Source organism: Kribbella sp. NPDC048837 (genome assembly GCF_055586945.1).
Window position 1 is genome coordinate 1,467,140 of sequence record NZ_JBVJHF010000002.1, and the last position, 13,497, is coordinate 1,480,636.

Genomic DNA, 13,497 nt, shown 5'->3' on the forward strand with positions numbered 1-13,497 from the left:
GTCACTTCTCCTGTTGGGTGGGCGGCACGTGATGGCCGGTACCGGCTGCCGGGATGCGCAGCACCTGACCGGGAAGAATGAGGTCGGGATCGGACCCGATCACCTGACGATTGGCGGCGTACCACTCCGGCCACCGAGCCGCGACCGCCTCAGCACTCGCCCCCGCCCCGAGCTCAGCCGCCGCAAGACTCCACAACGAATCCCCCGCCCGCACCACAACCGTCCCCGGCACCCGCACCGGAACCCCGGACCGCAGATCCGTATACCGAGTAGCCGCCCCCTGAGCCGGCCGATCAGGCACCCCCACCCGCCGAGCCGGCTTCGCGGCCGGACCACGACCTTCCCCGGTCGGTCGAGCAGTCGGTACGCCGTCGGCCCCACGAGCGCGAGTCGTCGGCTCCGGACTCGCAACGCCGTCCTGCGAGCAACGGCCAACGGTCGGCTCAGGAGTCGGTACGCCGTCCCGCCGACCGGCACCTGTGGTCGGCGCCGGAGTCGGCACAGCGTCGTGCGCGCGAGTGCTAGCAGTCGGCTCGGGAGTCGGTACGCCGTCGCGCCGGCCGGCACCTGTGGTTGGTGCCGGGGTCGTCACGCCGTTGTTCGGCTGGATGGGATTGGTGGCCGGTTGCTTGGGAGCAGGTGTGGTCGTGTGCGGGTTTGGTGCGTCGGTGCGGCCGGCGGACTGCGTCGGAGGGGTCGGCGTCTGCTCGGTCAGCCGGATGGTCGACGGCGGCTCGGTGGCGCGCCAGTCCGTCGTGCCTGCAGGAGCAGCCTGCGGACGGCCGCTGGGCGCGGACGACCCGGGGTGGACCTGCGATCCGGGTTCGGTGGTGCGGCGGTCCGTGGCGGCTGAGGAATCAGGCTGCGGAAAGGTGCGCGGCGCTGGCGCGGTGATGTCGACCGTCGAACCAGGCTCGGTGGCACGCCAGTCCGTCGTACCTGCAGGAGCAACCTGCGGACGGCTGCCGGGCGCCGGCGCACCGAGGTGAACCTGAGACCCGGGCTCGGTGGCGCGCCAGCCTGCAGCAGCTGAGGCGGATTGCGGGTTGGCGGCGGACGCGGGTCCGGTGATGTCGACCGTGGAGCCGGGCTCGGTGGTGGCTGCGTGGGTCCACGCGTGGGCGGCGGGCGGGGTTGCGTGGGCTGCGGTGACTGTGAGGGGGGTTACGGCGGCTACTCCTAGGCCGGAGCGGAGGAGGGTGCGAGCCGTCTTCGAGGTGATTCGGGCGGCTACGGCGCCGGCCAGGGCGCCGATGGCGCCGGGGAGTTGTTCCAGGACGGTCATCAGGACCGCGAGGACGAACCAGCCGTAGGCCATCCACGCGACGGTTGCGAAGGCGAGGACCGTCATCGACTCGAGGTCGTACGTGCGCATCCCGGTGATCGCGCCGTCGGTCATCCAGCGCAAGCCCAGGCCGACGCCGATGAGCGCCGCCACCGCGAGCGTGCCCTTCGCACCTCGGATCATCGCGTTCATCCCGCTTCGCTCCCGACCTATGAGTTTGCGTTAGTTTGCTTTGGCTTGACCACTATAGACCGGATCTAAGCGCACTTTGCAAGTCTTTAACGCACGAAGCGTCAGCTCAGCTGACCCAAGGTGACGAGTGGCAGCCCGCGGCCGGTAGGTTCGCGGGTATGCGGTGGGATGCGTTGTTCGCGGATCTGGAGTCTCAGTTCGAGGCGCTCCAGGAGGGCGATCTGTACGGCGAGGTCGCGGATCGGATCCGGGCCGAGGTCGGGAAGATCACCGTGCTCGACCGGCTGCGGGGAGCTGTGGACACCGTCGTACGGGTCGAGCTGATCGACGCGGAGCCCGTGCGCGGGACGTTGACCCGGGTCGGCAAGGACTGCCTGCTGATCGAGAACGAGCGGTACGAGGAGTGGCTGATCCCGGTGGCCGGCCTGGTCGCCGTACACCGCCTGGGCCCGTGGGCGGAGCCGGCCGGCGCCGTGGAAGGCAAGCTCGGCCTAGCTCATCTGCTACGTGGAATCGCGCGCGACCGCTCCCCGGTGACCCTGTTCTGCGCCGGTGGATCGCCGGTCACCGGCACGATCGACCGCGTCGGCGCAGACTTCCTCGAGCTCGCCGAGCACCCCCTGGACGCACCCCGCCGCCGCACCGAGGTCTACAACGTCCGCCTGGTTCCCACCCAAGCCCTCCGAGCCCTCCGCCGCCGCTGACCCCGCCAAGCGCGTCGGACCGGCGCCAGCCCGCCGGTCCGACGAACGATGCGGCGAGTTAGTGGTGGGCTTCTTCGGTTTGGTCTGCTTCTTCGCCGAAGGGGTGGGTGTCGATGAACTGCTTGGTCTCGGTGTAGAGGCGCTCGATGTACTTCTCGAGCTCGCTGGACTCGACGCGCCACTGGCCGCGGCCGCCGATCTTGACGGCGGGGATGTCGCCGCGGCGGACCAGCGCGTAGACCTGGTTCGCGGAGATGTTGAGGACCTCGGCGACGTCGGCGAGCTGGAGGAATCGGGGACCCGGCATCCGTCCTACTCCTTCACATAGTGGCTGGTTCCTTCAGTTTGCCACGGTTGGCGACCGGATGATCGCGGTTGTCCCCAGGCTGTGCCAGGCTGTCACAGCCTGTGGACAACCGTTCACGGCACGGTCCGGGGACACGGCAGAATGTCGGCGGACAACGATCGATTGACTGGGGAGCCGACGTGGTCGACACAGCAGTGCGGAGCGGGTTCGGGGCGCCGTCCGTCCCGGCCCGGCGCAACAAGCGAGCGCGGTGGAAGGACGGCCGGCTCGCCCTCGGCGTGCTGCTCGTCGCGGTCACCGCGCTGGTCGGCGCGAAGCTGCTGTCGTCGGCTGACGACACCACCACGATCTGGGCGGCCAAGCACGACCTCCCGGCCGGCACCAAGCTGACCGGCGACGACCTGACCACTGTTCGGGTGCGGTTCACCAGCAGCGACGACGCCAACAAGTACGTCGCCGCCGACGCCGACCTCAAGGGCCTCGTCGTCGCTCGCGCGGTCGACGCCGGTGAGTTCGTGCCGCGCGAGGCCGCCGTCTCCGAGTCGGAGAACGATCGCACCGAGCTGCCGCTGTCCGTCGCGACCGACCGCCTGCCGTCGGACACCGCCGGCGGCGACTTGGTGGACATCTGGATCGTCCCCAAGTCCGAAAGCCAGCCCGCCAAGCTGTGGTGGAGCAACGTCCGCGTGCTCCAGATCGATTCGGTGAAAGGCGTCGCGGGCGGTTCGGCCCGCCGGCAGGTCCTCATCGGCCTCGCGCCGAACGACCTACAGCGACTCCCAGCAGCCCTCACCGCGATGAGCACCGGCGAGCCCACTCTCGTCCGGCGGGCCAGCTGATGTCCGTCCCAGTCCTCCTGGCCGTGACCGGCGCCCCTTGGGAGGCAGACGTCGTACGCCGGACCGAGCGCGCGCCCGGGATCCGAGTGGTACGGCGCTGTGTCGATATCGCCGACGTGATGGCGGCAGCCGGCAGTGGGCAGGCCCGCGCGGTGCTGCTCGCCGACGACCTGCCCCGGCTCTCGTCCGACGCGGTGTCCGCGTTGCACGCGCGCGGCATCGCCGTACTCGCCCTCGTCGACCCGACCGAGAACGGTGCGCCCTTCGGCGCCGAGGATCGCCTGAGCCGGATGGGGATCGAGCGCATCCTCCCGGCCGACGTCAGCCCGGAGGACCTCGGTCGTGCGGTGACCGACGCGGTGGAGTCAGGCCCGCCCATGTCCGTGTCGCACTTCGCGGGCGGATTCGTCCCGCTGACGCCCGAGACCGCCGGCAACCCACCGCCCGCCTACACCCAGGGCAGCGGCCGGCTGATCGCAGTCTGGGGTCCGACCGGAGCGCCCGGCCGGACGACGGTCGCCGTCGGTCTCGCGTGCGAGCTCGCGATCAAAGGCGTGCCGACCTTGCTCGCCGACGCCGATGTGTACGGCGGGACCGTCGCACAGATGATCGGGATGCTCGACGAGACCTCCGGGCTGGCGGCCGCGGCCCGGTCGGCGTCGAACGGTTCGCTCGACATGGTGATGCTGGCGAAGCACGCGCGTCAGGTCGAGCCGCATCTGCTCGTCCTGACCGGGCTCAGCCGCGCCGACCGGTGGACCGAGCTGCGGCCGGCGGCGATCGAGTCGATCTGGGCGACCGCGCGCACGCTCGCGCCGTGCACCGTGGTCGACGTCGGCTTCTGCATCGAGGCGGACGAGGAGATCTCGTTCGACTCACTGGCCCCGCGCCGCAACGGCGCGACCATGGCGACGCTGGAGGAGGCCGACGAGGTGATCGTCGTCGGTACGGCGGACCCGGTCGGCCTGACCCGCTTGATCCGCGCGATCCATGAGCTGAGCGCCGCCGTACCGTCGGTCAACGTCAGAGTCGTGGTCAACCGGATCCGCTCCGGCTCGCTCGGCAGCTCCCCAGCCGACGCCGTCACCGACGCGCTCACGCAGTACGCCGGGATCGCACCGGCTGCCCTGCTGCCGCATGACCTGAGCGCCGTGGACGCGGCCATGTCGCACGGCCGCAGCCTGGCCGAGTCCGCCAAGTCGAGCAAGCTCCGCAAAGCCCTGCAGCAACTCGCCACCGCCGTCGCGACAGACCTCGGCGCCTGACACCGCACTCAGGGTCGAGTCGGTGGGGATCCGGGGGAAAACCCCACCGACAGGGGGTCGGGGATATGTCAGGGTTGGGGTAATTGACCGCACCCCAGGGGGAAGCATGTCCGACGTCCAGGGCCGGCCGGCGAGCACGATGAGCACCGAGCGGCGGTATGGGATCGCGATCTCGGTCGCCCTCATCCTGGGTGGCATCTACTGGGCGCTGACCGGCCTGACCGAGGGCACCAAGACCAGCCAGGACAGCTACCCGGTCCAGGGCGACACGTTCCGGATCGACAGCAGCTCCGCGGAGGTCGAGGTGCGGGCCGGGGACGGGACGGACGTCAAGGTCGAGCGGGAGTTCGAGCGGAACGTGTTCGGGTCGGACCCGAAGGAGAAGTACGACAACGGCACGCTGGAGCTGCGGGACAGCGGCTGCGGGTTCCTGTCGTTCGGGTGCAAGACCAGCTACATCCTGACCGTGCCGAAGGATGTCCAGGTGACGCTGAAGAGCAGCAGCGGCGACATCAAGGTGTCGGGGCTCTCCGGTGGCGCGGACCTGAAGTCGAGCTCGGGCAGCATCGAGGTGCACGATGTCGGTGGGTCGCTGCGGCTGGAGTCGAGCTCGGGTGACCTCGACGCGCAGGGTCTGACGGCGTCCTCGGTGACGACCGAGAGCAGCTCCGGGAGCGTCGACCTCGACTTCGCGCTGGCGCCGCAGTCGGTGGACGCCAAGGCGAGCTCCGGGGACGTGTCGATCCGGATCCCGTCCGGCGACGAGGCGTACAAGGTGGATACCGACACCTCCTCCGGGGACGAGTCGGCGAACGTGAAGATCGACCCGACCTCGACCCGCACGCTCAAGGCCAAGACCTCCTCAGGCGACGTCACCATCGAGTACAACCACTGATTCCCGTGGGGCGCCGTCATCACTGACTAGCCGTGTACGGCGAGTGATCGGCAGGACCGCCGGCGTGAGCGGGGCCATGTCCTGAGTAGGCTTGCCGGCATGTCTGAGCTCGAGGTGGTGCCGCGCGGCCTGTTGGTGGACTGGGGCGGCGTGCTCACCTCCGGCCTGGAAGGCGCGCTGCGGCGCTGGGCCGAACTCGACGATTTCGACTTCGATTCGTACCTGCAGGCGGTCCTCGCCTGGCTGCCCGCCGAGTCACCGCAGGACGCGACCGCGGAAGCCGAGCTGAACCCGGTCCACGCCCTCGAGCGCGGCCAGATCGCCGTCCCCGACTTCGAGCGCAAGCTCGCCTCGATCCTGGTCCGCCGCGACGGTACGCCGGTGCCGGCCGAGGGACTGATCGAGCGGATGTTCGCGCACTTCGAGCACCAGCCGGCGATGTCCGCACTGGTCCGCCGCGCCCGCTCGCACGGGATCCGCACCGCGCTGCTGTCGAACTCCTGGGGCAACACCTACCCGCGGGACACCTGGGACGGCATGTTCGACGACGTCGTGATCTCCGGCGAGGTCGGGATGCGCAAGCCCGAGCCGGAGATCTTCCTGCTGGCCGCCCGCCGGCTGGAGCTGAAGCCGGAGGAGTGCGTGTTCATCGACGATCTCGAGCTGAACGTCGACGGCGCCCGCGCGGTCGGCATGACCGCGATCCTCCACACCGAGTACGACGAGACCCGGCAAGCGCTGGAAACCCTGTTCGGAGCCGACCTGACGTGACCGTGACCACCACGCCCTCCTCCCCACCCCGCCCGGCCGGCCGTCGCCGCGTCCTGATCGCGATCCTCGGCTGCGCACTGCTCGTCGCCCTCGGCGCCTGGGTCGGCAGCCTGTTCGGCGGCATGATCGACCTGCGCGTGTACCGGATGGGCGGCTCGGTGCTGCTGCACGGCGACGCGCTGTACGACGCGCAACTGCCCGGCTCCGGGCTCCCGTTCACCTATCCGCCGTTCGCCGCGATCGCGATGGTGCCGCTGGCCGCGGTGCCGTGGGGTGTCGCGCTGGTGGCGTGGACCACGATCTCGGTGCTGAGCATCACCGCGCTGTGGCGGGTCAGCCTGCCGAAGACCTTCTGGTCGTTCGTCACCCAGCGCAAGCGGACGGCGGTCCTGATCGCGCTGACCGTACTCTCACTGCTGCTCGAACCGGTCTGGCAGACGATCCAGTTCGGCCAGATCAACCTGTTGCTGACGGCAATGATCCTGCTCGACCTGGTCCGGCCGAACGACGCGCGGCTGCGCGGGTTCTGGCTCGGTGTCGCGATCGGCGTCAAGCTGACCCCGCTGCCGTTCCTCGCGCTGCTCATCGTCACCAAGCAGTGGCGCGCGCTGCGCAACGCCGTCCTCGGTCTGCTGGCCACGATGGCGATCGGGTTCGCGATCGTGCCGCACCAGTCGTGGCGCTACTGGACCGACGTCATCCTCGACGCCAACCGGGTCGGCGGGATCGCCTACACCGGCAACCAGTCCTTCAACGGCTTCCTGCACCGGATCGGTGACGAGGCGAGCTGGGTGCAGCCGACGTGGTTCGTGGTCTCGGTCGTGTTCGGTCTGCTCGTGCTCTGGCTGGCCCGGCGCTACTGGCTCGCGGACGAGCGCGTCACCGCCATCTCGGTGATGGCGCTGGCCGTGCTGTACGCGTCGCCGATCTCGTGGAGCCACCACTGGGTCTGGATCATCCCGCTCGGCGTGAGCCTGATCCGCGGCATCAACCGCGTCTGGGGTCTCAACCCGGCGGTGGTGACCGGAGTGCTCTTCTACGGCTTGTTCGTACTGCGCTCGATCTGGTGGGTGCCGTACCGGGACGACCGCGAGCTCAACTGGTCCTTCTGGCAGTCCATCCCCGGCAACTCACACTTGATCGTCGGGATGATCGCGTTCATCCTGCTGGCGTTCACGAGCCGGAGTCTGCCGAAGCCAACGCCCGCAGCGGACCAGCCAGCATGACGGTCAGGTCGTCGTCCACGAACGCCACTTCGCTCAGCAGTACGTCGACACTGGCGGAGAACGCTCGTACCAGCTCAGCAGTGTCGAGTGACCGCATCAGGGTCGGCTCCACCGCCGCAGTGGTGGCCGCAGGCAACAGATGCAGACCTCGGCCCTGGGAATGCGGCACGCCGTGGCGCAGGCACATCAGCATGAGCACGGGGTCGCGCACCCCGCTGATCATGTACTCCGCCTGCCATGCCTTGCCCCGGGCGATGCTCGACCGCGCATGCAACGCATAGAGCCAGCCCATGCCCACAAGGTCCACTGGTGATGGCGTGTTCCAGGCCGGCTGTTCTACAGCTTCTCCGAAGAGCAGCTGGAACGTCGGCCCGAGCGCACCGAACTCGCCTGCCGGTGCGAAGGCGATGTCCACCTGCAGCGTCGACTCCAGCAGGAACACCCGGTACACGGTCCCGCGGGACCACACGTCAGTGTGATGAACCGCGGAGTGGTCCCGATACATGAGCTCTGTCCAGTCGCTCAGTACGGCGGCTTGATCGGCACCGGGTGCGAGGCCGAACGCCAGGTCGATATCCGACCACTCGTCCTCGCTCCCGACCGAAGCCGATCCGGTGAGGGCCGCACCCACAACACGCAGATCCGTGCGGGCAGCCGCGACGAGCTCTTCCCGTACGCGTGTGCGTTCGGCGACCGTGTACATCACGAAGAGAACAGTAGGAGCAGACCGCCGCAGGTGTAGCCGACCATGACGACCAGCAGGGGGATCTGACCGACAAGGGCCTTGTTGCGGGGGAACAGCGCGACAGCACGGTCGTGCGCCGAGATGACACCGAGCAGGTGACCGCAGACCACTGCCAGGACCTGGAGGACCGCGATCGTCGTGCTGTGGTTGGTGATGCCGGTGTTCACCGCGAGCAGGCCGGTGCCGAAGATGTTGGCGCCGTCGCTGAGCGGATCGCTCAGGTAGATGAGCGTCCGCTGCCCCTCCAGGATGAACAGGGTCAGGTAGTGCGCGACGACGTACCCGGCGACGATCGGGATGAGGGAGTGCGCGAACAGACCGGGTAACGCCGTCCGGGAGCTGTCCGACAAGCGCCCGGCCAGCAGGGTGGCGCCGGAGTACGTGACCAGGACGAACAGGATGAACACGATCAGCGCGGCCGTGCCGAGCCACGTCATCGAGATGTCCTGGTTCTGCGCCCAGCCGATCCACGCCGACGAGTTCGAGAAACCGTCGTACGCCGTGGAGCCGAGCAGGGCCGCGACCATGCCGACGAGACCGGGCAGCGGCTTGAGGCCGTCCAGGTTCTCCAGCGGGCGGCGGACCACCAGTTCACCGTCGGTACGGCGGCCCCACGGCGACAACCGGGACATCAGCGTCGCGTAGACCTCGAACGGGTCGCCGGTCGAGAACCAGCGGTCGCCGAACAGGATCGCGCCGAAGAGCGTGATCACGAAGTACAGCGCGAGCCACGCCTGCAGGACCGGGATGGTGGCCCGGTCGGGCGCGACCAGCTCCAGCCAGGTGAACGCGAAGATGCCCAGCGCGGCCGGCCAGAGACCGAGCCAGGCGGGGAGCTGGAGGACGCCCTTCGACGGCGGCTGCCGGAGCAGCTTGCAGAGCAGCAGGTGGAGGGTGCGGAGCGGGTTCAGCGTCCGCCAGACCGGTCCGAAGACGATCGAGATCGGCACCAGCCCGACCCAGACCAGGATGTAGATGAACCCGAAGATCGGATTGGTCAGCCGGTCCACGCCGAACAACAGCGACACCATGGCGTAGAGGAACGTCGCCAGTCCGACCAGCCGGACGACCCAGCGGAACCAGGCCGCGTCGACCGTCCGGGTGATTGCGGCAGGCAACGGCTTCCCGGAGGCGTTGCCGCGGTACTTCGGACTTCGCCAGGCCAGCCCGAGCACGACGAACGAGACGGCGACCGCGACGGCGGCGCCGCCGACCGCGAGGCCGAACGGGATCGGGAGGTCCTGCCGGCCGCCGATCCCGTGCAGCGGCAGCAGTAGCGGCACGGTCACGAGACGACGAGCTTGGCGACCAGCTTGTCGCTCTCGTGGGTCTCGATCTCGAAGGTGCCCTTCATGTTCGCGGTGAACTTGACCGAGGCCGGCTTGCCCGGGGTGAGCGGCAGTTCCTTGTCGTAGCCGTGCACGTGCACCTCGTCGGGGGCGTCGCTGACGGCGGTGACCAGGACGGTCTGGCCGGACTTCACCTTGATGGTCGCGCCGCTCGGGTTGACCTTGCCGTTGGCAACGGTGACGTTGATGGTCACGTCGGCCTGCTCACCGGACGGGTCCGCGGTGTTCGACGGGGAGCTCGCGTTCGGCTTGCCCGGGGTCGGGGTGTTCGTCGGCAGGTCCGCCGGCGTACTCGCGGGGGCGCTCGGCGTACTGCCCGAACTCGCGGCGCTGTCGGAATCGCCGCCGCCACAGCCGGCCAGGACCAGCATGCCGAGGGTAGGCAGGAGAGCCGCGGCGGTACCGCGAGCGAGCGTCGAACGCATGGTCGAGGGGCCTTTCAAGGGGTCTGTGAAGTTCTCAGGGTGCGGGACACACCCTCTTGCCTGACGAACACGAATAGCTCAGTGTTCCCGTACGGCCAGTGTCGCAGCCCACTGTCGGAGGTGGCCGCTAGGGTGACGAGACAAGCCAACGATGCGAGAGGAAGGTGACTGGATGCCCGATCGGCTGACGTCGCTGGATCTCACCTTCCTGAAAGCGGAGTCCCCGGCCACCCCGATGCACGTCGGCACCGTGGACATCTTCGAGCCGCCGGTGCACGGGGACGAGGGGTTCGACTACGAGAGCCTGGTCGCGCTGATCCGGGACCGGATCGCCTTCGTGCCGCGGTACCGGCAGCGGGTGCAGCAGGTGCCTGGCCGGTTCGCCGGCCCGGTCTGGGTGGACGACGAAGAGTTCGACATCACCTTCCACGTCCGGCGCTCGGCCCTGCCCCGGCCGGGGACGCACGCACAGCTGCTCGAGCTGGTCGCCCGGATCATGTCCCGCCGCCTGGACCGGGCCCGGCCGCTGTGGGAGATGTACCTGGTCGAGGGTCTGCAAGGTGACCGGTTTGCGATCATCGCCAAGTCCCACCAGGCCCTTGTCGACGGCAACAGCACCGTTGACATCGGCCAGGTCGTGCTGGACTCGACCGCGCATCCCCGGGAGACCCCGACCGACACCTGGGAGCCCCAGCACCCACCGTCCGCGCTCGAGCTGCTGGCCGGTGTGTTCTCCGACGCCACCCGCCACCCGACCGCCGTCCTTGAGCTGGCCCGGGCGGAGATGGCCAGCCTGACCGGCTCCACCTCGGTCCGTGAGGTGCTCGGCGGCGTGGTCGGATCGCTGGCGGCGCAGCGGCACGTCCAGGAGAGCACCCTGCACGTGAAGACCTCCGGCCAGCGCCGGTTCACCACCGTGCAGACCGCCCTGGAGGACTACCGGACCGTCCGGGCGATGCACGGCGGCACGGTCAACGACGTGATCCTGGCGGTCGTCGCCGGTGCGTTCCGGGCCTGGATGATGACCCGCGGTGAGGGCGTCGGGCCGACCCGGAGTGTGCGGGCGGTGGTCCCGGTCAGCATCCGCGACGACGAGGACGAGGAGCCGACCTCGCTCGGCTCCCGGGTGATCGCCTCCACGGTGAACCTCCCGGTGGGGGAGAACTCCCCGGTCATGCGGATGCACCAGATCTCGTACCAGACCAAGGTGCACAAGGACACCGGCCGCGCGGTCAGCGCCCGATCGCTGGTCGGGATCGCCGGTTTCGCCCCGACGACCCTGCACGCGCTGGCCGCCCGGGTCGCGACGACGACCGTCCGGCCGATCGACGACGTGGTGATCACCAACGTGCCCGGACCGCAGTTCCCGCTGTACGCGCAGGGTGCCCCGATGCTGGCGTCGTACCCGGTGGTGCCGTTGATGCCCGGACAAGGGCTCTCCGTCGGCGTCACGTCGTACGACGGGAAGGTGTACTACGGGCTCAACGCGGACCGCACCGCGATGCCGGACCTGGCTGTTTTCGCCCAATGCGTGACGGATGCGCTGGACGAGTTGCTCGACACCACCAAGGGCAGCCGGAACCGGGCCTCCCGGGGCCGGAAGAAACCCCGCGGCACCACCAAGAAGGCAGGCTCATGAGGGTCTACATCCCATCCACGCTGCGGCTGCTCGATGTCGCGTGTCACGCCGGCGAGTTCGGCCCGGCCCCGCTGACCGCGTACGCCGTCACGCCCGCGCTGCGGGAGTGGTACGCCGACGGCGACGACGAGGAGCTCGAGTACGCCGCGATGGCGCAGGCGGCCCGTGCTTCGGTGGGGCTGCTGGCCGCCGATCCGGGGACGGCGAGGCGGCGGGTGGTGGTCGCGGCCGAGGTGAGCGCCGTACCGCCGGCCGACGGGTCGGTCGAGCTGGGCGACGCCCGGCTGGAGCTGCAGGTGGTGATCCCGTGGACGAAGGTGGCCGCCGTCCACCTGGACGCGGCCGGTGCCGTCCCGGTGGTGGCGAAGGCCGCCGACCTGTGGGAGGCGGCCCAGAATGGTGACGACGACGCGGTGTTCGCCCTCGATTCGTGCGAGGGTGAAGACCTGCTGTGGTACGCGACACAAGAGATCCCGGACCTGCTGGCCGCGGAGGGACCCCGCGGGCTGAACGGTGTGAGCTGACAGGGGGCTGATGCAGATGCAGGCAATCTGGAAGGGTGCCATCTCCTTCGGGATGGTGACGATCCCGATCAAGGTCTTCTCGGCGACCGAGGAGAAGGACATCTCGTTCCGTCAGGTGCACGTCGCCGACGGTGGCCGGATCAAGTACAAGCGGATCTGTTCGGTCGACGGCGAGGAAGTGCCGTACTCCGACATCGGCAAGGGCTACGAGATGCCGGACGGCCGGATGGTGGTGCTGGAGGCGGACGACTTCGCCGACCTGCCGCTGTCCAGCAAGAAGGTCATCGACGTGCTGGAGTTCGTGCCCGCGGACCAGGTCGACCCGCTCTACCTGGGCAAGTCCTACTACCTGCAGGCCGACGGCGGGCCGGGTGCCAAGCCGTACGTGCTGCTGCGTGACGCGCTCGACGGCTCCGAGCTGTACGCGCTGGTCAAGGTGGCCCTGCGGTCACGGGAGAGCCTCGGCCTGCTGCGCACGTTCGAGGACGTGCTGGTGCTGCAGGTGATGCTCTGGCCGGACGAGATCCGCGCGGCGTCGTTCGCCGCTCCGCCGGAGGATGTCGAGATCCGGTCCCAGGAGAAGGCGATGGCCTCGTCGTACATCGACACCCTGCGCGGTGAGTTCGACCCGGATCAGTACCACGACGAGTACCGGCAGGCGCTGGAGAAGGTGGTCGAGGCGAAGGCGGCCGGGGTTCCGCTGCCGGAGGCCGAGGAGGAGGAGACCGAGGGCGCCGAGGTCGTCGACCTGGTCGCCGCGCTCCGGGCGTCGGTCGAGGCCGCCAAGGCACGCCGGGCCGGTGGGTCCGCGGACGCCGAGCCGGCCAAGAAGGCGCCGGCGAAGAAGGCGGCCGCCGCCAAGAAGGCACCGGCCAAGAAGGCCGTGGCCGCGAAGAAGGCCCCGGCGAAGAAGACGGCCAAGAAGGCCGCGAAGAAGTCCGCATGACGGATCAGCTCCCGACCCCGCCGCCGACCCAGACCGAGATCCCGAAGGACCCGTCGGAGATTCCGGTCGATCCGACCGCCGCGGTGGTGAAACCGGGCGCGTTCCTGCTGGAGCTCGTCCCGGTGCCGGTGACCGACGTCGACCGGGCCAAGCGGTTCTACTCCGAGCAGGCCGGCTTCCACGTCGATGTCGACGTCTCGCCGGCCGACGGCGTACGCATCGTCCAGCTCACGCCGCCCGGCTCGTACTGCTCGATCACGCTGGTCACCGGCCTGCCCCAGCTCGACATGCCGCCCGGCACCCTGCGCGGACTCCACCTCGTGGTGAAGGACATCGAGGCGGCCCGCGACGAGCTGATCCAGCGCGGCGTCGAGGTCAGCGCGAC

Annotated in this window: 15 protein-coding genes; 10 read left to right on the forward strand and 5 right to left on the reverse strand. The window is 69.5% G+C overall.

Translation table 11 applies throughout. The features are described 5' to 3' along the window. Position 1: 1 nt before the first annotated feature. Complete coding sequence (locus ACZ6O0_RS14970; protein WP_465765430.1) at positions 2-1,477, reverse strand: LysM peptidoglycan-binding domain-containing protein; 1,476 nt, start codon at positions 1,475-1,477, stop codon at positions 2-4. A gap of 158 nt (positions 1,478-1,635) precedes the next feature. Between ACZ6O0_RS14970 and ACZ6O0_RS14975 the strand changes: the two genes are divergently transcribed. Further along, on the forward strand, positions 1,636-2,181 hold the full coding sequence (locus ACZ6O0_RS14975) for a hypothetical protein (RefSeq protein WP_465765431.1): 546 nt from the start codon (positions 1,636-1,638) through the stop codon (positions 2,179-2,181). Positions 2,182-2,239: 58 nt separating this feature from the next. Here the strand turns inward: ACZ6O0_RS14975 and ACZ6O0_RS14980 are convergent, their stop codons facing one another. Continuing rightward, positions 2,240-2,488, reverse strand: coding sequence for a helix-turn-helix domain-containing protein (locus tag ACZ6O0_RS14980; RefSeq protein WP_465765432.1), 249 nt, complete (start codon positions 2,486-2,488; stop codon positions 2,240-2,242). Between the two features lie 179 nt (positions 2,489-2,667). On the opposite strand from ACZ6O0_RS14980, the gene ACZ6O0_RS14985 reads away from it, so the two are divergent. The 5 genes from ACZ6O0_RS14985 (at position 2,668) to ACZ6O0_RS15005 (ending at position 7,484) form a co-directional block, all read left to right on the forward strand. After that, positions 2,668-3,327 (forward strand): SAF domain-containing protein, encoded by a 660-nt coding sequence (locus ACZ6O0_RS14985; protein WP_465765433.1) that lies wholly within the window; start codon positions 2,668-2,670, stop codon positions 3,325-3,327. Next, on the forward strand, positions 3,327-4,592 hold the full coding sequence (locus tag ACZ6O0_RS14990; RefSeq protein WP_465765434.1) for an AAA family ATPase: 1,266 nt from the start codon (positions 3,327-3,329) through the stop codon (positions 4,590-4,592). The genes ACZ6O0_RS14985 and ACZ6O0_RS14990 overlap by 1 nt, the downstream gene beginning before the upstream one ends. 106 nt (positions 4,593-4,698) lie before the next feature. Further along, on the forward strand, positions 4,699-5,487 hold the full coding sequence (locus ACZ6O0_RS14995) for a DUF4097 family beta strand repeat-containing protein (RefSeq protein WP_465765435.1): 789 nt from the start codon (positions 4,699-4,701) through the stop codon (positions 5,485-5,487). Between the two features lie 99 nt (positions 5,488-5,586). Beyond that, positions 5,587-6,258 (forward strand): HAD family hydrolase, encoded by a 672-nt coding sequence (locus ACZ6O0_RS15000; RefSeq protein WP_465765436.1) that lies wholly within the window; start codon positions 5,587-5,589, stop codon positions 6,256-6,258. After that, positions 6,255-7,484: a glycosyltransferase 87 family protein gene (locus tag ACZ6O0_RS15005; protein WP_465765437.1), complete on the forward strand. Its 1,230-nt coding sequence runs from the start codon at positions 6,255-6,257 to the stop codon at positions 7,482-7,484. The genes ACZ6O0_RS15000 and ACZ6O0_RS15005 overlap by 4 nt, the downstream gene beginning before the upstream one ends. Here ACZ6O0_RS15005 and ACZ6O0_RS15010 read toward each other — a convergent pair. Genes ACZ6O0_RS15010 through ACZ6O0_RS15020 form a run of 3 tightly spaced genes read right to left on the reverse strand, consistent with a single transcriptional unit; the run spans position 7,432 to position 10,003 of the window. Beyond that, on the reverse strand, positions 7,432-8,187 hold the full coding sequence (locus tag ACZ6O0_RS15010) for a nucleotidyltransferase domain-containing protein (RefSeq protein WP_465765597.1): 756 nt from the start codon (positions 8,185-8,187) through the stop codon (positions 7,432-7,434). The two genes, ACZ6O0_RS15005 and ACZ6O0_RS15010, sit on opposite strands and share 53 nt — an antisense overlap. After that, on the reverse strand, positions 8,187-9,512 hold the full coding sequence (locus tag ACZ6O0_RS15015) for a hypothetical protein (protein ID WP_465765438.1): 1,326 nt from the start codon (positions 9,510-9,512) through the stop codon (positions 8,187-8,189). Before ACZ6O0_RS15015 ends, ACZ6O0_RS15010 begins: the two co-directional genes overlap by 1 nt. 2 nt (positions 9,513-9,514) lie before the next feature. Beyond that, positions 9,515-10,003 carry a cupredoxin domain-containing protein gene (locus tag ACZ6O0_RS15020; protein WP_465765439.1) on the reverse strand — a complete coding sequence of 163 codons (489 nt, stop codon included), beginning with the start codon at positions 10,001-10,003 and terminating at the stop codon, positions 9,515-9,517. Positions 10,004-10,175: 172 nt separating this feature from the next. Here ACZ6O0_RS15020 and ACZ6O0_RS15025 point away from each other — a divergent pair, with 172 nt between their 5' ends. From ACZ6O0_RS15025 to ACZ6O0_RS15040, 4 genes are all read left to right on the forward strand, one after another. Continuing rightward, positions 10,176-11,642: a WS/DGAT/MGAT family O-acyltransferase gene (locus tag ACZ6O0_RS15025; protein ID WP_465765440.1), complete on the forward strand. Its 1,467-nt coding sequence runs from the start codon at positions 10,176-10,178 to the stop codon at positions 11,640-11,642. Next, entirely contained in the window at positions 11,639-12,166 is a 528-nt protein-coding gene (locus ACZ6O0_RS15030; protein WP_465765441.1) for a DUF6912 family protein, read from the forward strand. Before ACZ6O0_RS15025 ends, ACZ6O0_RS15030 begins: the two co-directional genes overlap by 4 nt. Before the next feature lie 10 nt (positions 12,167-12,176). Continuing rightward, positions 12,177-13,112 (forward strand): non-homologous end joining protein Ku, encoded by a 936-nt coding sequence (gene ku, locus ACZ6O0_RS15035; RefSeq protein WP_465765442.1) that lies wholly within the window; start codon positions 12,177-12,179, stop codon positions 13,110-13,112. After that, the coding region (locus tag ACZ6O0_RS15040) for a VOC family protein (RefSeq protein ID WP_465765443.1) at positions 13,109-13,497 on the forward strand (389 nt) is incomplete at its 3' end. The genes ku and ACZ6O0_RS15040, both read left to right, overlap by 4 nt.

Bases quoted from the DNA above. Each gene is read 5' to 3' on its own strand.
- ACZ6O0_RS14975 (WP_465765431.1), top strand. From the start codon at position 1,636: ATGCGGTGGGATGCGTTGTTCGCGGATCTGGAGTCTCAGTTCGAGGCG.
- ACZ6O0_RS14995 (WP_465765435.1), top strand. From the start codon at position 4,699: ATGTCCGACGTCCAGGGCCGGCCGGCGAGCACGATGAGCACCGAGCGG.
- ku (WP_465765442.1), top strand. From the start codon at position 12,177: ATGCAGATGCAGGCAATCTGGAAGGGTGCCATCTCCTTCGGGATGGTG.
- ACZ6O0_RS15020 (WP_465765439.1), bottom strand. From the start codon at position 10,003: ATGCGTTCGACGCTCGCTCGCGGTACCGCCGCGGCTCTCCTGCCTACC.
- ACZ6O0_RS15000 (WP_465765436.1), top strand. From the start codon at position 5,587: ATGTCTGAGCTCGAGGTGGTGCCGCGCGGCCTGTTGGTGGACTGGGGC.
- ACZ6O0_RS15025 (WP_465765440.1), top strand. From the start codon at position 10,176: ATGCCCGATCGGCTGACGTCGCTGGATCTCACCTTCCTGAAAGCGGAG.
- ACZ6O0_RS15010 (WP_465765597.1), bottom strand. From the start codon at position 8,187: ATGTACACGGTCGCCGAACGCACACGCGTACGGGAAGAGCTCGTCGCG.
- ACZ6O0_RS14980 (WP_465765432.1), bottom strand. From the start codon at position 2,488: ATGCCGGGTCCCCGATTCCTCCAGCTCGCCGACGTCGCCGAGGTCCTC.
- ACZ6O0_RS14970 (WP_465765430.1), bottom strand. From the start codon at position 1,477: ATGAACGCGATGATCCGAGGTGCGAAGGGCACGCTCGCGGTGGCGGCG.
- ACZ6O0_RS15030 (WP_465765441.1), top strand. From the start codon at position 11,639: ATGAGGGTCTACATCCCATCCACGCTGCGGCTGCTCGATGTCGCGTGT.
- ACZ6O0_RS14990 (WP_465765434.1), top strand. From the start codon at position 3,327: ATGTCCGTCCCAGTCCTCCTGGCCGTGACCGGCGCCCCTTGGGAGGCA.